This window comes from Phaeobacter sp. JH20_26 (assembly GCF_048056275.1).
In the GTDB taxonomy this organism is placed as follows: domain Bacteria; phylum Pseudomonadota; class Alphaproteobacteria; order Rhodobacterales; family Rhodobacteraceae; genus Phaeobacter; species Phaeobacter bryozoorum.
On the sequence record NZ_JAYMWL010000026.1, the window covers coordinates 187,652 to 204,655 of the forward strand.

A 17,004-nucleotide genomic window follows, 5' to 3' on the forward strand; every position below is an offset into this window, starting at 1 on the left:
AGGACGAGCCCATGCTGGAGATCAGTGCCCGAAAGGTGGCGCAAGTGGCCATGATGGCGCGCGAGCTATCGCGCGCCGAGGGGGAACTCAGGGCGTTTATCGACCGCATGGGCGAGGATGAGCAGGCCGAGCTGGTTGCGATCATGTGGATTGGCCGAGGCAGTTTCGACGCCGACGATCTGGAGGAGGCCATCGCAACCGCTCAGCAGGAGGCGACCACGCCGACTGCGGATTACCTGATCGGGACACCACATCTGGCGGATAATCTGGAATCCGGCTTGGACGCGCTGGGGATTGATGTGCAGAGCGTTGAAGAGGATGTCATCGGGCGCTGAGCGTTCCGCTGAAGGGTTGCGATGGCAGATCGGTATGGCAGGGGGCGCCGAGGTGCGGCGCCCGCATGGCCTGTCGCGCCGGGGCTCTGCCCCGGACCCCGGGATATTTGGGGCCAGAAGATGGCTATCTTCCGTGCAGTCGGTAGCCGGGGCGTGGGTTCAAGACGTGCTGTCGACCACCTCGAGATGCTGGGCCAGCGCACCGATCTTACCCATCCACTGATCCACCAGATCGGCGTCGCTGGGCGCGGCGCTGACGCCGGGAGCGATTTTGCCGTTGATGGCAGCCTCGATGGCGAAGGACACCGGGTAGGAGACCAGCCGCGCCATCGCCGTGCCGCGTTCGTCACCCCAGGCATCCATCACATAGGTCTTGTGCCAGACTTCGGCACCGTCTTTTTCGGCTTTCAGCCCGACGCAAAGCACCACGCGGTCTGGCTCACCGTCGTCATAGGCATTCTCTGCCCAGAATTGATCCGACATTTCCTTGAGCCGGGCATCGCCTTCGGCGCCCGATAGTGTCTCGACCTCCTTGAAGACATCCGCCCAGGCATCGGCCCAGCCGTTGAGGCGCAGGGTGCCGCGAACGAATTCTTTTACCTTCCAGTCCGCGCCGAATTCATACTGCGCCATGAAAGGGAGCGAGTCGCGGTTCGGATAGACTTCGAAGCTTTCGGATGCGGGCAGCGGTGCCTCGTAGGAGGAGATCGCATCCCAGGGGCGGGCGACGTCCAGCGCCTTGAAATCGCGGATCGACTTCGACGGGGAGCGCAGCGCCTTCAGCACGCCGAGCGGCGACCAGCTGAATTTGTAGCGGAACGGGTTCGGTGTCTTGGGGATGCCGCCGCAGTAGGAGATAAAGCTGATCTCATTGTCCGCATCGAAGGCCTTGGAGGTCTTATAGTCGGCAACCAGCGCATGGGCCATCAGGTGGTCGATGCCAGGGTCGAGGCCAACCTCGTTGATCAGGCAGACACCGGCGTCCTTTGCCCGCTGGTCCAGCGCGCGCATCTCCGGGGCGATGTAAGAGGACGACACGAAATGGGCGCCATGCTCAATCGCCAGCTCAGCCAGCGGCACATGCCAGTCACCGGGCAGCATCGAGACGATCACATCCCTGGGGCTGAGCATCTGGCCCAGATTGGCAAGGCTGAAGGCATGGATATTGGTTGTCAGATCGCCGATTGCCTCGCGCGCCTTATCGGGAGTGCGGTTCCAGACCGCGACGTCATGGCCCGCCTCAAGCAGGCGGCGCAGGCCAGGGATTGCGGACAGGCCGGTGCCGCACCAATGGATTGTCATTGTCAGTCTCCGTTGTTTGATTCCGGCGATGGTCAGCCCGGAAGATGGTCCTTGAAGGTGGTTTCCGCCCGGCCCCAGACGCCACTGGCAAGATCGGTAAGGGTCAGCAGGGAGGGCAGCAGCTGGGCTGCATAGTCTTCGGAGCTTTCGACCGGCAGCATCGAAGGCAGGTTATCAATCGCCAAGACGTCCAGTACGGGATCCTGGGCGACCCGCAGGGCAGGGGCCTCCCATGTGGTGGCGCGGTCATAGACCGGAACCGGGTTGTAGTCGCTATCGGGATCGCAGGCGACATCGCCGATGGCGGTCAGCCGACGATCAGCGGTCAGCGCCTCTTGCGGGACGAAGACCGGCGTGCCGGGGCGTGCGAAGATGCAGTTGAGAAAGAGATCATGGGCCAGAATTTCGGGAAAAGGGCCGCCGCTGGCGGTTTCTGCCATATCCCATTTGGTGACCGCGACACCCATCGCCTCGCAGAGATCGGCGGCCCCGGTGCCGACCCGGCCTAGGGCGCCAATGACGATGGCCGAGGGGCGGTCGGTTTTCAGACCATCCAGCTCTGCGCTCAGCTCGGCAAGCAGCGCATCCTTGCCCTCGTAGACGCCAACCGGGCCGCAGAGCTCACCGCGCTGCTGCGCGGCCCAGGTTTTCAGCGTGACGGCCGCACCGGCATAGCCGGCCCAATAGCCGAAGGCCGCAACCCGGCGGCCACTTTCATCGACCAGATATTCCAGATCGTAGAGCGTGCCGCCGCCGGCCTGGAACCGTTCAAGAAGCGCTTTGCCGGAGTGCTGCCCCTTGTAGGCATGTCCGAACATGATGTGGCGGTGCGGCAGCGGAGTGCCGTCTTCGGGCAGTTCTTTCAGGCCGAAGATGATGGCGTCGCGGGGGGCGTCGGGCCAGCTGTTCTCTGCCGCGATCTCGCAGCCGGCGTCAATGTAGCCCTGCAACGGGATGGCGCGGACCGTGCTTTCCTCGACCGTGACCTTCAGCCCGGCGTCGATGAGCGCTCTGGCACCTTCCGGCGTCAGGCCAACCCGTTCTTCATTCGGGCGCTGTTCGGCCCGTACCCATAGATGTGTCATGTCTTGTCCTTTACAGCATGCCCTTGGCGGTCACCGCGTGCACCGAGTCACGCTGTTCCATAGCCGCCATGAAGGTCTGAATTTTCGGGTAGTTGGCGAGGGTCACGCCGTCGCCCTCCAGCCAGGTGCAGATCACATAGAGATAGCAATCCGCCAGGCTAATGGTGTCGCCCAGCACGTAAGGGCCGCGCAGTCCGAACTGGCTGATATAGTCGCAGGAGGCGGCCATGGTCTGTGGCACCTTGGCCTGCATGTCCTTGAAGCTGGAAGTCTTGTTGGCCCAGCGGCTTCCGCGCAGTTTATGGGCGTGGTTCACATGCATGGTGGAGGCGAGATAGAACATCACCTCACGCATGCGGGCCAGCAGGACCGCCTCGCGGGGGCGCAGAGCGGCATCGGGGGCCATATCGGCCACATATTCCAGCAAGGCGCCGGTTTCCGTCAGGATGCCGCCATCCACCACCAGCGCCGGGACACGGCCCTTGGGGTTGATCTGGGCATAGGCGGTGCCAAGCTGTTCCTTGGTTGCGAAGTCAATACGGATCGGCTCGTAGTCCAGTCCGGACTCTTCCAGAGCGATGGCGACGGCCACCGAAATCGTCCTGGGTGCATAATAGAGCTGCATCATCCTGTCCCTCCCTCAGATAGTGCGGTCCCCGGTCGGATGTCGGGCCTACAGATGGGTCTGTGCGTAATGCCGATCCGGGGCTTCCAGATGGGGCACCGCGTTGAACAGCACCGGGCTCAGCTGACCGCCGATCGCGTGCAGCCGGTGCATCGAACTGTTCATGATCGCGAGCGCCATGCGCGCCATTCCGGTGGTATCCAGCCCCATCGCCTGCCGCATGGCCATCGCGATCAGCCCGCCGGATGTAACCACCAGGGCCGGCCCGTCGCCTGCGGAGATCTCGGCCAAGGCGGAGCGAGTGCGGGTTTCAAAGTCTCGCCAGCTTTCTGGCGGGTTGGTGATCTCATCCGCAGCCCAGGCGGAGAAAACCTTGGGCATGTGCTCGATGAACCCTTCCCGTTCGGTCGGGATCTTCAGCCCGTGCTGGGCCTGCATCGCCTCGGCCAGATTGAAGTATTCCATTTCGTTCAGTCGCGGATCCTGCACCACGTTTTCAAGCCCCATGGCAGTCGCGGTTTGCAGATGGCGGGTCAGCGTGCCGCAATAGACGCGGGTGTAATGCGCGCGCGTCTCGCTCAGATGCGCGCCAAGCCAGCGTGCCTGCTGATGGCCCAGATCGCTCAACCGGTCATAGCTCGCTTCGTCGCGGGCGCTGGTGTTGGCCTGTCCGTGGCGGATCAGCGTGATATGCGTCATGGCGTGTTCCTTTGCGTCCGGGCAAGTCTTAAGCAAGCTTTCCAACGGTGGAAAGGGCCAGTTGTCGATTTCGGATCCAATCCAGTAGGGCGGCACGGTGACAGGCAAATTTGGTCCGGTTCGGACCAAATGTTTCGCGTGCGAAACAAACGAACAAAAGCTTAACGAAGAACCACACAAAAGACCTTGTTTTACAGCTGTTGCGCAATGGGCGCGCGGGGGATTGGGCCGCCGTAAACCGGCGCGCTGTACGGTGGGTGAAAGGGGATCTTGAGCTGATGGGCGACGGCGGTATGCGATGGCTTATCGCCGATCAGGCGCGGTCATAGCCCCGTTTCAGCATCCGTTTGCGGTGCTGATCCGCCGCGATCGAGGCTTCGCGCAGGTTGCCGTAGATATTGATGGCGCTCTGCCCGCTGCCGCCGGCCACCCCCCATTCCCTGAGAACGGAGACTTCAGCGAAGAGGTTCATCGCAAGTTCGATCCGGTAGAAGCGCGGGACCCGCGCCGGGTGTTGGCGATAGAGCAGACAGGTAGCCATACCCGAATCATATCGCCGTCGATTCGCTGCGTCCAGTCCGAGCTTTGGCCAGAGTACTCCCAGAGCTTTGGCGGCTGGATTTCGAGCCGACGGCGGCGTGATCAGAGCCAGCTGACATCGCCGAGGAAGATATAGCCGGCGCCGTAGATCGTCTTGATCAGGCGCGGGTTCTTCGGGTCTTCGCGCAGCTTGGTGCGCAATCGCGAGATGCGCACATCCATGGCCCGATCAAAGCTTTCGCCAGCACCACCGCCGAGGCTTTCTTGCATCTGGGCGCGGGAAATCAGCCGTTTCGGGCTTTCCAGGAACAGCCGCAGCACCTCGCCCTCGGCATGTGAAAACGGGGTCTCTGCGCCGCTGTCGTCTTCAAGTATGTAGCGATCGAAATGCGCGGTCCAGCCAGAAAACGAGGCGCTGTTTCCCGTGGTTGCCGCAGTGCGGGGGCCCCCGCGCAGCCGGGCGCGGATGCGCGCCACCACCTCGGCCGGGTCAAAGGGTTTGGTGATGTAATCATCTGCCCCGAGCTCCAGCCCGGTAACACGGTCCTGTACCTGTGCGCGTCCAGAAATGATGATCACGGCCGCCCCCTGTTCCAGCGCGAGGCGATGCACCAGCGCCAGCCCATCGGTATCGGGCAGCGAGAGATCGACAAGGCAGACATCGGGAGTCACCCGGTTGAGAGAGGCCTCAAATTCGCGGGCGCGGGCAAAGCTCTGGGTGCGAAATCCGGCTTCCTCCAGCGTGTCGGTCAGGATGCGGCGGATCTCCGGCTCGTCGTCAAGAATGGTGATCAGGGGTCGGCTCATGCGGCGGGTTCCGATTTGATCAGCGCTGAAAGCTGATGAGTGGTAAAGGGTTTCTGCAACACCGGGCAACGTTTCAGCGCCATGCGGAACAGAGGATCGCTGGTCGGCAGGGACGTCATCAGAATGCAGGGCAGGCGAGAGCCCTGCAAGCGGTCGACCAGGTCGATCCCGGTGGCGCTGCCCTGCAGCTTGATATCCGACAGGACCAGAGAGATGCCATCGATATCTGCGGTCAGCGCGCAGGCCTCGTCGACGCTTGTGGCCTCAACCACCGCATAGCCGAGATCTATCAGCATATCGCGGAAGGTGGCGCGCAGCTCCTCGCTGTCCTCCACCAGCAGCGCCAGCCCGCCGGCGGCATCCGGTGCCAGCCGATAGGGAATGCGCAGGGTCACGCTGGCACCGGAAACGGTATTGCCGATCCGCATGTCCCCACCGGTGGATTTGGCCATATCGTAGACCATCGGCAGGCCCAAACCTGATCCTTCGCCGCCCTTGGTGGTGAAGAAAGGGTTCAATGCCTTCTCCAGCGCGGTTTTGGAAAAGCCCGGTCCGGTGTCGGTAACGCTGAGTTCAAGCCAGGTTTGCCCGACGACATGGGCGCTGACAGTGATCTGACCCTGACTGCCGCAGGCGTCACGTGCGTTCAGAATAAGGTTCAAAAGGGCATCCTGCAGTTTGCCCGGATCCAGCAGCAGTCGCACATCCGGCGTGTGATCCACGATGCTGAGGCCCATGCCCTGCGGTAGCGAAGGCGTCGCCAGCACCTTCAGCTCTTGCAAAAGGCCGTGCAGATCGGTGGCGCGCGGACGCAGGCTGCGGTGTCCGGTCATCTCGGCAATACGGTTGAGGAGGCGCCCGCCACGGCGGGCAGCGGAGAGCGTGGCCTGAACCAGATCGGCCGCCTCCGGGGTCAGATCGGATTTCGCCAGTTTGCCCTGCATCCCGAGGATGATGGTCAGGAGGTTCGAGAAATCATGCGCCAGCCCGCTGGTCATCTGTGCGGCCATCTCGCGGCGGCGGGCCTGTTGCAGGGCGACACGGGTCTGAGTTTCCTCGGTCACATCCATCGACAGGATGAACACGCCGCCGGTGTCATCGGGGGTGAAGGCCACCCGGATCCGGCGGCTGTCATGGCTTTCAGTGAACTCGAACACCGGGCTTTCGCCCTGGTAGGCCGCCATCAGATGCGGTGCAATCTTGTCATAGGCGGCCGCGCCGAGCGCCTCTGCGATATGCGTGCCGAGGATTTCGGACGGACGGCTGGGAAACACCGAACTGAGGCGCCGGTTGGTATAGGTGTAATAGCCCTCGGCGTCGACATGGGCGATATGGGCGGGCATCATCTCGGTCGTCAGGCGGGTGCGCGCTTCCATCTCCGTGAGCTGACGCTTCGCCTCTTCCAGTGCGGTGATCGTCGCGGCCAGTTTGCGGTTGGTGGCTGACAGCTCTTCGGTATGGGCGATCAGCTGATCGGACATTTCCTCGGACCGGGCCCGCAACAGCTGTTCAATTCGCTTGGTCCGGGTGATGTCGGTGTAGACCGTGACCCAGCCCCCCTGAGGCAGAGGTGCCCCTTCGATAGAGATCACCTGACCGTTGGCGCGTTCGCGTTCCAGATAATGGGGCACGAAATCCAGCGCCTGATCAACGCGCTGCTGCACGAACCCCTCGATATCATCGACCGGGCCATATTCACCGCTGGTGGCAATATACCGGATCGTCTCGTCAAAGCGTGCACCCGGGGTGATCAACGCATCGGGCAGGTCGAACATCTCCTGAAAACGCTGATTGCACACAACAAGGCGCAGCTCGCTGTCATAGATCGACATCGCCTGGGCAATCAGGTTGAGCCCGGCGGTGGTCATTGTGGCGCGGTGTTTCTCGGATCGGTTCATGCTGTCTCCCCGCTGCATGGCTAGCACCCCGACGGGCCTGCGCAAAGAGCTTAGCCTGCGACAGGGGGCCCCGGTGGGACGATCTGCGTTCGCTGGGCGAACGGCTGTTACAATTCGTAAGATTTGGGAAAACTTCAGGAAAAAGTTGACGCAATAGCATGAGGCCGTCCCTAATCGGGATCAGAATCGCGGTTAGCGATCAGTCCGGCCGCATGGGTCGGAAAGGGGAGGAGAAAGAACGTGGCTCAGACGCAGTCGGGTGCCGCAGGGATGATGTCCCTGCCGGCGCTGCTTGAACGCAATGCGGCGCAGTTTGGCGATCGCCAAGCCTATCGGGAAAAGGAATTCGGCATCTGGCAATGCTGGACCTGGTCCGAGACCCAGAAGGAGATCGAGGCGCTGGCGCTTGGGTTGATCAATCTGGGCGTCAACGAAGGCGACTTTATCGCCATCATCGGGCGCAACCGTCCGTATCTCTACTGGGCGATGGTTGCGGCACAATCCGTGGGCGCGGTGCCGGTGCCGCTCTATCAGGACGCGGTGGCGGAAGAGATGGCCTATGTACTGGGCCACTGCGGTGCGCGGTTTGTGATCGCGGGTGATCAGGAACAGGTCGATAAGGTCATCGAGGTTCAGGAAGAGCTGAGCAATCTGGAGCAGATCATCTATCTGGATCCGCGTGGTATGCGCAAATATGATCACCATGCGCTGCATCAATATTCCCACGTTCAGGATCAGGGCCGCGCGGCGCGCGACGAATGGGCCCCCGATCTGGAAGCCCGCAAGGCCAAGCTGACCTACGACAGCACCTGCGTCATGCTCTACACCTCCGGCACCACGGGCAAGCCGAAGGGTGTCGTCCTGTCCAACCGCAACGTGATCGAAAGCGCCAAGAACTCGGCGGAGTTCGACCGGCTGACGGCGGGAGAGAACATCCTGTCCTATCTGCCGATGGCATGGGTCGGGGATTTCATCTTCTCGATCGGGCAGGCCTATTGGTGCGGCTTTTGCGTGAACTGTCCCGAAAGCGCCGAAACGATGATGACCGACCTTCGAGAGATCGGTCCGACCTATTTCTTTGCGCCGCCACGTGTCTTTGAAGGCCAGCTGACCAGCGTGATGATCCGTATGGAAGACGCGAGCACGCTGAAGCGCAAGATGTTCCACCACTTCCTGGCACATGCAAAAAAGGTGGGCGGCGACATTCTCGACGGGCGTCCGGTAGGCCTGATGGACCGGCTGAAGTACAAGCTGGGCGATCTGCTGGTCTACGGTCCGTTGAAGGATACGCTGGGCTATGGCCGTATTCGCGTCGGCTACACTGCTGGTGAGGCAATCGGGCCGGAAATCTTTGATTTCTACCGCAGTCTGGGCATCAACCTCAAACAGCTCTACGGCCAGACAGAGGCGACGGTGTTTATCACCGTGCAGCCTGATGGCGAGGTGCGCGCAGATACGGTGGGGGTTCCGGCCCCGGATGTGGAGATCAGGATCGCCGAGAATGGCGAGATTTTCTATCGGTCGCCGGGCACCTTTGTTGAATATTACAACAACCCGGAATCCACGGCCTCGACCAAGGATGCCGAGGGTTGGGTGGCCACTGGTGATGCGGGTTTCTTTGAAGAGGGCAGCGGCCATCTGCGCATTATCGACCGTGCCAAGGATGTCGGAAAAATGGCGGATGGCGCGATGTTTGCGCCCAAATACGTCGAGAACAAGCTGAAGTTCTATCCGGATATTCTGGAGGTCGTGCTGTTCGGCAATGGCAGGGACCGCTGTGTTGCCTTCATCAATATCGATCTGACGGCAGTCGGCAACTGGGCAGAACGGAACAATATCGCCTATGCGTCCTATCAGGAGCTGGCGGGGCATCCGAAAGTTCTGCAATCCATCAAAGAGCATGTTGAAAAGGTCAATGAGTCCGTGGCTCAGGACCGGATGCTGTCCGGCTGCCAGGTGCATCGCTTTGTTGTGCTGCACAAGGAACTGGACGCAGATGACGGCGAAATGACCCGGACGCGGAAGGTCCGCCGCGTGGTGGTCGAAGACAAATATGCCGACATCATTGCGGCTCTTTACGATGGCTCGTCACAGATTTCGACACGCACCGAGGTGACTTACGAAGATGGCCGCAAGGGCGCGATCAGTGCCACGCTGGATATCATTGATGCCAAGGTCGTACCGGTGACCCCACAAGCGGTGGCTGCCCAATGAAACGGATTATTACAGGCGCTGCGTCGATGCGGTCGGCGGCGGCGCGGAGCCACAGCACATCAACCAACAAGGCGAAAGGCGTGGTGTCGTGAAGGATATGGAAGACGGCTATATCACCGAGGACGGGCGCAAGATCGGCGGCGTGGTGATGGAGATGAAAAACATCACCCTGCGCTTTGGCGGCGTGGTGGCGATCAAGGATATCTCGTTTGATATTCGCGAAGGCGAGATCCGGGCCATCATCGGCCCCAACGGTGCGGGCAAATCCTCGATGCTGAACGTCATCTCGGGCTTTTACGTCCCACAGGAAGGCGAAGTTCTGTTTCGCGGCAAACCCCGCCCGCAGATGCGCCCCTACGAGGTGGCCCGTCAGGGCATCGCCCGGACATTCCAGAATATCGCGCTGTTTGACGGGATGAGCGTGCTGGACAACGTGATGACCGGGCGGCTCAACTTTATGAAGACCAATCTGCTTCAGCAGGCTATCTGGCGTGGCAAGGCGGAGGCCGAGGAGACCGAAAACCGGGCGGCGGTTGAGCGGATCATCGACTTTCTTGAGATCCAGCACATCCGCAAAACGCCTGTGGCACGGCTGCCTTATGGTCTGAAAAAGCGGGTTGAGCTAGCGCGGGCGCTGGCGGCGGAGCCAAAGCTGCTGCTGCTGGATGAACCTATGGCGGGGATGAACGTCGAGGAAAAAGAGGACATGTCCCGCTTTATCCTGGATGTGAACGACGAGTTTGGCACCACCATCGCGCTGATCGAACACGACATGGGCGTGGTTATGGATCTGTCCGACCGGGTTGTCGTGATGGATTACGGCAAGAAGATCGGCGACGGCACGCCCGAGGAAGTGCGCAACAATCAGGATGTGATCGACGCCTATCTGGGGGTCAGCCATGACTGATGAGCGATTGGGTGGAAAAATTTTCGAAAATTTTTGGCAAGTTTCTTTGAGGAAACTTGCAGGAGGAGAGCGGGATGCCTGAACAACTCGTCTTTGCGATGGAGGTCACGCTGAATGGCCTGATGGCTGGAGTGCTCTATGCGCTGGTCGCGCTGGGGTTTGTCCTGATCTACAAGGCCTCGGGGATCTTCAACTACGCCCAGGGCGTGATGGCATTGTTTGCCGCGATGACTCTGGTTGGGATCATGAACGGGCAGGTTCCGTTCTCCCATGTGATCAACGCGATCTTTGGCGGGCATGTCACCCATTTTGGCTGGACCGTGCCGTCCTTTGTGGCGATCGTCATGACGGTTGGGGTGATGGTTCTCCTGGCCTGGATGGTCCAGCAATTCGTGATGCGCCATCTGGTTGGCCAGGAACCGATCATCCTCTTTATGGCCACCATTGGACTTGCCTATTTCCTCGAAGGGGTGGCGGATCTGATGTGGGGCTCGGAGATCAAGACGCTGGACGTCGGTCTGCCGCAGGGCATCAACCTGTGGATCGACGAGACCACCTATCAGATCTTTGATTATGGTTTCTTCATCGACAATCTCGACATTGTTGCGACCATCATCGCGGCACTGCTGGTGGCGGGGCTGGTGGCCTTTGCGCAATATACCAAACAGGGGCGCGCCATGCGGGCGGTGGCCGACGACCATCAGGCGGCGCTGTCGGTTGGCATTTCGCTGAACTTTATCTGGGTACTGGTCTGGTCTGTCGCGGGGTTTGTCGCGCTGGTCGCCGGGATCATGTGGGGCACGAAGTCCGGCGTGCAGTTCTCGCTGTCGCTCATTGCGCTGAAGGCCCTGCCGGTATTGATGCTGGGCGGCTTCACCTCGATCCCCGGCGCAATTGTTGGCGGGCTGATCATTGGCGTAGGCGAAAAACTGTTCGAATTCATGGTCGGCCCGATGGTCGGGGGCGCGACGGAAAACTGGTTTGCCTATGTTCTGGCGCTGCTGTTCCTGGTGTTCCGCCCGCAAGGTCTGTTCGGGGAGAAGATCATTGAACGGGTCTGATGCGCCTTGGCATGGCGTGCGGCCCCGATCTTTCGGGACCGCGTCGCGGTGGCTCCGTCAGCCTTCCAGACGTCGGAAGGCCGCGATGACGATGGCTGCAAACACGGTGACAACCAGCGTGAAGGCTATCGTCAGATCGCCGATCAGCTGTCCGACAAGCACCGTCATGGCCGCCGCCGCGCAGAGCGCAAGCAGCAGCATGCCCCAGGCACCCGGCGCAACATCGCCTGAAGGCCGCACTGCGGTCCGGGCCACTGGCTGGCGGCTGGCCTGCGGCAGCACCGTTGCCTCCTCGACCGTGTTCAACAGCCGGGTCTTGGCCTTTGTGAACTCCTCGGGAGATATCTCTCCCCTGTCCCGCGCAGCCTCTAGCTGCCGGATTTCCTGCAAGATTGCACTCATCGTTCCCACTCACTTTTCCCACGATGAAGGTGGCAGAAAGATTTGGACGAAATGTGGCGAAAGCCAGAAATCCGAAGAAATGGTTAACGCCGGAGGCGGCCGATGACGAAGCTGATCGCCATCATCAATGTCATTGCCTGGGCCGGGTTCTGGGCCTTTGGATATCTGGCGCTGACCGCCGAAGGGTTTTCCGAAGCACAGATGGTCACAGCATCGCTGTTGGCGGCGGCGGGGCTGATTACCGGGGTTCTTGCCTATCTGCGACTGGCCCGTGCTGCCGAGTTAAGCGGTTACGCCAGCAAGACAAATCAACTCGACGCGGGTCTTAGAAACCGCGCGCAGCAAGAAGGGAGCATCTGAGTCATGTTCTATCGTGAAGCCGGAGATTTCAAAACCTCCTACCAAGATGACAGCCAGACCTTCCCGATCAAATTCGACCGGATCCGTTATTATGTGGTGCTGGCACTGGCGTTTCTGGTGGTTCCTTTTGTGATAAATGACTATTGGGCCAACGCCATTCTGCTGCCGTTTCTGATCTATTCGATCGCGGCGATCGGCCTCAATATCCTGGTGGGATATTGTGGTCAGGTGTCGCTGGGCACCGGTGGTTTCATGGCGGTGGGGGCCTATGCCTGCTACAAGCTGATGACTGCCTTTCCAGAGGTGAGCATGTTCATTCATGTGTTGCTGGCGGGCGGGATCACTTCGCTGGTCTGCATCGCCTTTGGCCTGCCGTCGCTGCGCATCAAGGGATTCTATCTGGCGGTGGCGACACTGGCGGCGCAGTTCTTTCTGGTGTGGCTCTTTAACCGGGTGCCTTGGTTCTACAACTACTCGGCCTCCGGCCAGATCAGCGCGCCTGAGCGGGATGTGTTCGGCATCCTCATCACCGGCCCCAATGCTCCGGCCTGGGCCACCTATATGTTCAGCCTGATTTTCCTGGCGTTTTGCGCACTGGTGGCCCGCAACCTGACCCGTGGCACGATTGGGCGCAGCTGGATGGCGATCCGTGACATGGACATCGCCGCCGAGATCATCGGGGTGAACCCGCTGAAGGCCAAGCTGTCGGCCTTTGGTGTGTCGGGCTTCTTTATCGGTGTCTCCGGCGCGCTGTTCTTTTCCGTCTATCTTGGTGCGGTTGAAGTCGGCGAGGCCTTTGGCATCAACAAGTCGTTCCTGGTGTTGTTCATGGTGATCATCGGCGGTCTGGGGTCGATTTTCGGCTCCTTTGCCGGGGCGGCGTTCCTGGTGCTGCTGCCGGTGGTTCTGAAGGTTGTCGGCGTTGATGTGCTGGGCTGGCCCACCGATATCGTCGCCCATATTCAGCTGGTGATTGTTGGTGCGTTGATCGTGATCTTCCTGATCGCCGAACCGCATGGCATCGCCCAGCTGTGGCGCGTTGCCAAAGAAAAACTGAGACTCTGGCCGTTCCCGCACTAAGCGGGGTCAGCCAGGCAAGACCGCGGGGAAACAACAAGATCAAACCCCGTTTCGACCCACATCGGACAATTCAAGGGAGGATGAGACCCGATGAAAATGAAACTGACGACTCTGGCGCTGGGCGCCATGATGGCCGCTGGCCCTGCGATGGCAGACCTGGTGTTCCCGTCGCTGAGCTATCGCACCGGCCCCTATGCCGCCGGTGGCATCCCCTTTGCCGACGGCTATGCGGATTACTTCACCCTGGTCAACGAGCGTGACGGCGGCATCAATGGTGTGAAGGCCAAGGTCATCGAATGCGAGACCGGCTATAACACGGAAAAAGGTGTGGAATGCTATGAGGCGACCAAAGGCGAAGGCGCGCTGGTCTATCAGCCGCTGTCCACCGGCATCACCTATCAGCTGATCCCGAAAGTTACGGCGGACGGCATCCCGCTGCACACCATGGGCTATGGCCGGACATCGGCAGCAAATGGCGAAGTGTTCAGCAATGTCTTCAACTATCCTGCCAACTACTGGGATGGTGCGTCAGGGATCATCAACTATCTGCTTGAGGAAAACGGCGGTGATCTGAACGGCAAGAAAATCTCGCTGCTGTTCCATAACTCCGCCTACGGCAAAGAGCCGATCCGCACGCTGGAGGAGCTGTCCAAGAAGCACGGCTTCACCCTGTCGACCCTGCCGGTGGATCACCCCGGTCAGGAACAGAAGTCCCAGTGGCTGCAAATTCGCCGTGATCGCCCGGATTTCGTGATCATGTGGGGCTGGGGTGTCATGAACCAGGTTGCCATTCAGGAGGCCGCCAACATTCGCTATCCGATGGAGAATTTCATCGGTGTCTGGTGGTCCGGCGCCGAGCATGACGTGATGGCTGCGGGCGACAAGGCCAATGGATACAAGGCCGTGACTTTCCACGGTGTTGGTCGTGACTTCCCGGTGTTCGATGACATCCAGACGCATGTCGTTGACAAGGGGCTTGCGGCTGGTGCCGGCGATCAGATCGGTAACGTGCTCTATAACCGCGGCATGTATGCGGCGATGTTGGCCGTTGAAGCGGCCAAGACCGCACAGGAGATCCATGGCACCAATGACATCACTCCGGCGATGATGCGTGATGGCATGGAAGCTCTGGAGATGCCCGAGGCGCGGATGTCGGCGCTGGGTATGCCGTATTTCGGCCCGTCCTTTAACGTCTCCTGCGAGAACCACGGTGGCCCCGGCCTGGTTGGTATGACCCAGTGGGATGCCTCGAGCAAAACCTGGAACCTGATCAGTGACTTTGCCCCGAGCGATCGCGACGTGATCCAGCCTCTCATCGAGGAAGATTCCATGGCTTATGCCAAGGAAAACAACATTGAGGTGGGCTGCAAGTAACCCAGTTTGGTCTGCCCCCGGTTTTCGGTCGGGGGCGGACCTGGCGAACCGCGTCGCTGCTGGCGCGCATATCATCCGGTGCGGCGCGCAAGGGCCGCACCCACAGACAGACCCGGAACAGGGCGACCGGGTCAGGACCGCGTGAGGACAACAACAGATGCTGGATACAGCCAAAACCACCGATGTTCAGGCAGAGACCCTGCTTGAGGTCAACAACATCGAAGTGATCTACAACCACGTGATCCTCGTTTTGAAGGGCGTCAGCCTGAAGGTGCCCAAGGGCGGGATCACCGCGCTATTGGGTGGCAATGGCGCGGGCAAGACGACAACACTCAAGGCAGTGTCAAACCTGCTGCATTCGGAGCGGGGCGAGGTCACCAAAGGGTCGATCAGCTACCGCGGCGAGCGGATTCAGGACCGCGATCCTGCCGAACTGGTCAAGAAAGGCGTCATTCAGGTGATGGAGGGCCGTCACTGTTTTGAGCATCTGACCGTTGAGGAAAACCTGCTGACCGGCGCCTATACGCGCAGCGATGGCAATGCGAACATCCAGCGCGATCTTGAGATGGTCTACAGCTATTTCCCGCGTCTGAAGGAACGCCGCCGCAGTCAGGCCGGCTATACCTCTGGCGGGGAGCAGCAGATGGTGGCCATGGGGCGCGCCCTGATGAGCCGCCCTGAGACGATCCTGCTGGACGAGCCGTCCATGGGGCTGGCACCTCAGCTGGTGGAGCAGATCTTTGAAATCGTGAAGTCGATCAATGAAAACGAAGGGGTGACCTTCCTTCTGGCTGAGCAGAACACCAATGTGGCGCTGCGGTATTCGCACTATGGTTACATCCTGGAGTCTGGCCGTGTGGTCATGGATGGCCCGGCGGCTGAGCTGCGCGAGAACCCGGATGTGAAGGAATTCTACCTCGGGATGTCCGACGAAGGACGCAAGAGTTTCCGGGATGTGCGGTCATACCGCCGCCGGAAGCGGTGGTTGAGCTGAGGCGGGGTGCTGACATGACATATTTTGACAGCCTTGAGACCCGCAGTGCAGACGCCCGTGCCGCTGATTTGGCGGAACAGCTGCCACAACAGATTGCCCGTGCTATGGCCGCGCCGGGTTATGGCGAAAGCCTGCGTTCTGTAAATGCGGCGACAATCACCAGCCCGGAGGATCTGGCGGCTCTGCCTGTGCTGCGCAAATCGGATCTGAGCAAGGCGCAGGCCGCGCATCCGCCCTTTGGCGGGTTCACCGTGAAACCGGCCAGCGGGTTTGCCCATATCTTCCAGTCGCCCGGCCCGATTTACGAACCGGGTGGTGTGGATCATGACTGGTGGCGCATGGGACGGTTCCTGCATGCGGCCGGGATCGGTGTTGGCGATGTGGTGCAGAACTGTTTCGGCTATCATCTGACGCCTGCCGGGATGATCTTTGAGAACGGCGCGCGTGCGGTTGGTGCAGCTGTATTGCCTGCGGGCACCGGTCAGACGGAATTGCAGGTCACTGCGGCGCGTGACGTCGGGGCGACGGCCTATGCCGGGACGCCGGACTATCTGAAGGTGATCCTCGATAAGGCCGATGCCATGGGCGTCAAGCTGGGCTTTACCAAAGCGGCAGTGGGCGGTGGTGCGCTGTTCCCCTCCCTGCGTCAGGAATATGCCGATCGGGGGATTTCCTGTCTGCAGTCATATGCGACGGCGGATCTGGGCAATATCGCCTATGAAAGCGCGGCGATGGAGGGGATGATCGTCGATGAGCAGGTTATCGTCGAAATCGTCACCCCCGGCACCGGCACCCCGGTGGCCGCCGGAGACGTCGGCGAGGTTGTGGTCACCACGCTCAATCCCGACTATCCGCTCATTCGGTTTGCGACTGGCGATCTGAGTGCGGTTCTGCCGGGCGAATCTCCCTGTGGACGCACCAATATGCGGATCAAGGGCTGGATGGGCCGTGCGGACCAGACCACGAAGATCAAGGGCATGTTTGTACGCCCAGAACAGGTCGCCGCGCTGGTCGACAAACATGCCGAGATCGTCAAGGCACGCGTTATCGCCAGCCGAGATGGCGAGATGGATGCGATGACCGTTCAGATCGAGGCACAGGATGGGGACGAAAGCGCCTTCTCGCGCTCGGTCGTGGAGGTGCTGAAGCTGAAAGGGCGCGTGGAAGTGGTCGCGCCCGGCGCCCTGCCCAAGGACGGTTTGGTGATCGAGGACCAGCGCAGCTACGACTGATCCCCTTTCCTGTGGGGACACCACCCGATCAGGGTATCTGCTGGCGCAACCGGGCTCCTCCCACCGGTTGCGCCAGTTTTTTGTGACAT

The 17,004-nt window shown here is 60.7% G+C and carries 17 protein-coding genes; 9 read left to right on the forward strand and 8 right to left on the reverse strand.

Annotated features, from left to right (window positions below; genetic code table 11):
• Positions 1-11: 11 nt before the first annotated feature.
• Positions 12-335: a DUF3775 domain-containing protein gene (locus tag VWY60_RS19750; protein ID WP_340546876.1), complete on the forward strand. Its 324-nt coding sequence runs from the start codon at positions 12-14 to the stop codon at positions 333-335.
• Between the two features lie 159 nt (positions 336-494).
• Here VWY60_RS19750 and VWY60_RS19755 read toward each other — a convergent pair whose 3' ends face one another.
• The 7 genes from VWY60_RS19755 to VWY60_RS19785 all read right to left on the reverse strand — a co-directional run bounded on the left by VWY60_RS19755 (position 495) and on the right by VWY60_RS19785 (position 7,291).
• A complete protein-coding gene (locus VWY60_RS19755) occupies positions 495-1,637 on the reverse strand; it encodes a saccharopine dehydrogenase family protein (RefSeq protein ID WP_416541520.1) in 1,143 nt (380 codons plus the stop codon).
• A gap of 32 nt (positions 1,638-1,669) precedes the next feature.
• Complete coding sequence (locus VWY60_RS19760) at positions 1,670-2,722, reverse strand: saccharopine dehydrogenase (RefSeq protein WP_416541521.1); 1,053 nt, start codon at positions 2,720-2,722, stop codon at positions 1,670-1,672.
• Between the two features lie 10 nt (positions 2,723-2,732).
• Positions 2,733-3,347 carry a glutathione S-transferase family protein gene (locus tag VWY60_RS19765; protein ID WP_416541522.1) on the reverse strand — a complete coding sequence of 205 codons (615 nt, stop codon included), beginning with the start codon at positions 3,345-3,347 and terminating at the stop codon, positions 2,733-2,735.
• A 48-nt stretch (positions 3,348-3,395) separates the two neighbouring features.
• Positions 3,396-4,046: a histidine phosphatase family protein gene (locus VWY60_RS19770; RefSeq protein ID WP_340546873.1), complete on the reverse strand. Its 651-nt coding sequence runs from the start codon at positions 4,044-4,046 to the stop codon at positions 3,396-3,398.
• Between the two features lie 313 nt (positions 4,047-4,359).
• Positions 4,360-4,587, reverse strand: coding sequence for a WGR domain-containing protein (locus tag VWY60_RS19775; RefSeq protein WP_340546872.1), 228 nt, complete (start codon positions 4,585-4,587; stop codon positions 4,360-4,362).
• A 101-nt stretch (positions 4,588-4,688) separates the two neighbouring features.
• The gene (locus VWY60_RS19780; protein ID WP_340546871.1) at positions 4,689-5,393 is read right to left on the reverse strand and encodes a response regulator transcription factor; all 705 of its coding nucleotides are present in this window, start codon (positions 5,391-5,393) and stop codon (positions 4,689-4,691) included.
• A complete protein-coding gene (locus tag VWY60_RS19785) occupies positions 5,390-7,291 on the reverse strand; it encodes a PAS-domain containing protein (protein WP_416541523.1) in 1,902 nt (633 codons plus the stop codon). Before VWY60_RS19785 ends, VWY60_RS19780 begins: the two co-directional genes overlap by 4 nt.
• Before the next feature lie 270 nt (positions 7,292-7,561).
• On the opposite strand from VWY60_RS19785, the gene VWY60_RS19790 reads away from it, so the two are divergent.
• From VWY60_RS19790 to VWY60_RS19800, 3 genes are all read left to right on the forward strand, one after another.
• Positions 7,562-9,505, forward strand: coding sequence for an AMP-binding protein (locus tag VWY60_RS19790; RefSeq protein WP_416537832.1), 1,944 nt, complete (start codon positions 7,562-7,564; stop codon positions 9,503-9,505).
• Positions 9,506-9,602: 97 nt separating this feature from the next.
• A complete protein-coding gene (locus VWY60_RS19795) occupies positions 9,603-10,412 on the forward strand; it encodes an ABC transporter ATP-binding protein (RefSeq protein WP_340547244.1) in 810 nt (269 codons plus the stop codon).
• A 74-nt stretch (positions 10,413-10,486) separates the two neighbouring features.
• A complete protein-coding gene (locus VWY60_RS19800) occupies positions 10,487-11,473 on the forward strand; it encodes a branched-chain amino acid ABC transporter permease (protein ID WP_416536730.1) in 987 nt (328 codons plus the stop codon).
• Between the two features lie 57 nt (positions 11,474-11,530).
• Here VWY60_RS19800 and VWY60_RS19805 read toward each other — a convergent pair whose 3' ends face one another.
• The gene (locus VWY60_RS19805) at positions 11,531-11,875 is read right to left on the reverse strand and encodes an SHOCT domain-containing protein (protein ID WP_416536729.1); all 345 of its coding nucleotides are present in this window, start codon (positions 11,873-11,875) and stop codon (positions 11,531-11,533) included.
• A gap of 102 nt (positions 11,876-11,977) precedes the next feature.
• On the opposite strand from VWY60_RS19805, the gene VWY60_RS19810 reads away from it, so the two are divergent.
• The 5 genes from VWY60_RS19810 (at position 11,978) to VWY60_RS19830 (ending at position 16,915) form a co-directional block, all read left to right on the forward strand.
• The gene (locus tag VWY60_RS19810; RefSeq protein WP_340546867.1) at positions 11,978-12,235 is read left to right on the forward strand and encodes a hypothetical protein; all 258 of its coding nucleotides are present in this window, start codon (positions 11,978-11,980) and stop codon (positions 12,233-12,235) included.
• Positions 12,236-12,238: 3 nt separating this feature from the next.
• Entirely contained in the window at positions 12,239-13,315 is a 1,077-nt protein-coding gene (locus tag VWY60_RS19815) for a branched-chain amino acid ABC transporter permease (RefSeq protein ID WP_340546866.1), read from the forward strand.
• A 90-nt stretch (positions 13,316-13,405) separates the two neighbouring features.
• The gene (locus VWY60_RS19820) at positions 13,406-14,689 is read left to right on the forward strand and encodes an ABC transporter substrate-binding protein (protein ID WP_340546865.1); all 1,284 of its coding nucleotides are present in this window, start codon (positions 13,406-13,408) and stop codon (positions 14,687-14,689) included.
• Between the two features lie 157 nt (positions 14,690-14,846).
• Entirely contained in the window at positions 14,847-15,683 is an 837-nt protein-coding gene (locus VWY60_RS19825; protein ID WP_024098644.1) for an ABC transporter ATP-binding protein, read from the forward strand.
• A gap of 14 nt (positions 15,684-15,697) precedes the next feature.
• Positions 15,698-16,915: a phenylacetate--CoA ligase family protein gene (locus VWY60_RS19830; RefSeq protein ID WP_416541524.1), complete on the forward strand. Its 1,218-nt coding sequence runs from the start codon at positions 15,698-15,700 to the stop codon at positions 16,913-16,915.
• Positions 16,916-17,004: the final 89 nt, after the last annotated feature.

What these genes read in the sequence shown, in the direction of transcription:
- VWY60_RS19750 (WP_340546876.1), top strand. Translation starts at nt 12, where the DNA reads ATGCTGGAGATCAGTGCCCGAAAGGTGGCGCAAGTGGCCATGATGGCG.
- VWY60_RS19755 (WP_416541520.1), bottom strand. Translation starts at nt 1,637, where the DNA reads ATGACAATCCATTGGTGCGGCACCGGCCTGTCCGCAATCCCTGGCCTG.
- VWY60_RS19760 (WP_416541521.1), bottom strand. Translation starts at nt 2,722, where the DNA reads ATGACACATCTATGGGTACGGGCCGAACAGCGCCCGAATGAAGAACGG.
- VWY60_RS19765 (WP_416541522.1), bottom strand. Translation starts at nt 3,347, where the DNA reads ATGCAGCTCTATTATGCACCCAGGACGATTTCGGTGGCCGTCGCCATC.
- VWY60_RS19770 (WP_340546873.1), bottom strand. Translation starts at nt 4,046, where the DNA reads ATGACGCATATCACGCTGATCCGCCACGGACAGGCCAACACCAGCGCC.
- VWY60_RS19775 (WP_340546872.1), bottom strand. Translation starts at nt 4,587, where the DNA reads ATGGCTACCTGTCTGCTCTATCGCCAACACCCGGCGCGGGTCCCGCGC.
- VWY60_RS19780 (WP_340546871.1), bottom strand. Translation starts at nt 5,393, where the DNA reads ATGAGCCGACCCCTGATCACCATTCTTGACGACGAGCCGGAGATCCGC.
- VWY60_RS19785 (WP_416541523.1), bottom strand. Translation starts at nt 7,291, where the DNA reads ATGAACCGATCCGAGAAACACCGCGCCACAATGACCACCGCCGGGCTC.
- VWY60_RS19790 (WP_416537832.1), top strand. Translation starts at nt 7,562, where the DNA reads ATGATGTCCCTGCCGGCGCTGCTTGAACGCAATGCGGCGCAGTTTGGC.
- VWY60_RS19795 (WP_340547244.1), top strand. Translation starts at nt 9,603, where the DNA reads ATGGAAGACGGCTATATCACCGAGGACGGGCGCAAGATCGGCGGCGTG.
- VWY60_RS19800 (WP_416536730.1), top strand. Translation starts at nt 10,487, where the DNA reads ATGCCTGAACAACTCGTCTTTGCGATGGAGGTCACGCTGAATGGCCTG.
- VWY60_RS19805 (WP_416536729.1), bottom strand. Translation starts at nt 11,875, where the DNA reads ATGAGTGCAATCTTGCAGGAAATCCGGCAGCTAGAGGCTGCGCGGGAC.
- VWY60_RS19810 (WP_340546867.1), top strand. Translation starts at nt 11,978, where the DNA reads ATGACGAAGCTGATCGCCATCATCAATGTCATTGCCTGGGCCGGGTTC.
- VWY60_RS19815 (WP_340546866.1), top strand. Translation starts at nt 12,239, where the DNA reads ATGTTCTATCGTGAAGCCGGAGATTTCAAAACCTCCTACCAAGATGAC.
- VWY60_RS19820 (WP_340546865.1), top strand. Translation starts at nt 13,406, where the DNA reads ATGAAAATGAAACTGACGACTCTGGCGCTGGGCGCCATGATGGCCGCT.
- VWY60_RS19825 (WP_024098644.1), top strand. Translation starts at nt 14,847, where the DNA reads ATGCTGGATACAGCCAAAACCACCGATGTTCAGGCAGAGACCCTGCTT.
- VWY60_RS19830 (WP_416541524.1), top strand. Translation starts at nt 15,698, where the DNA reads ATGACATATTTTGACAGCCTTGAGACCCGCAGTGCAGACGCCCGTGCC.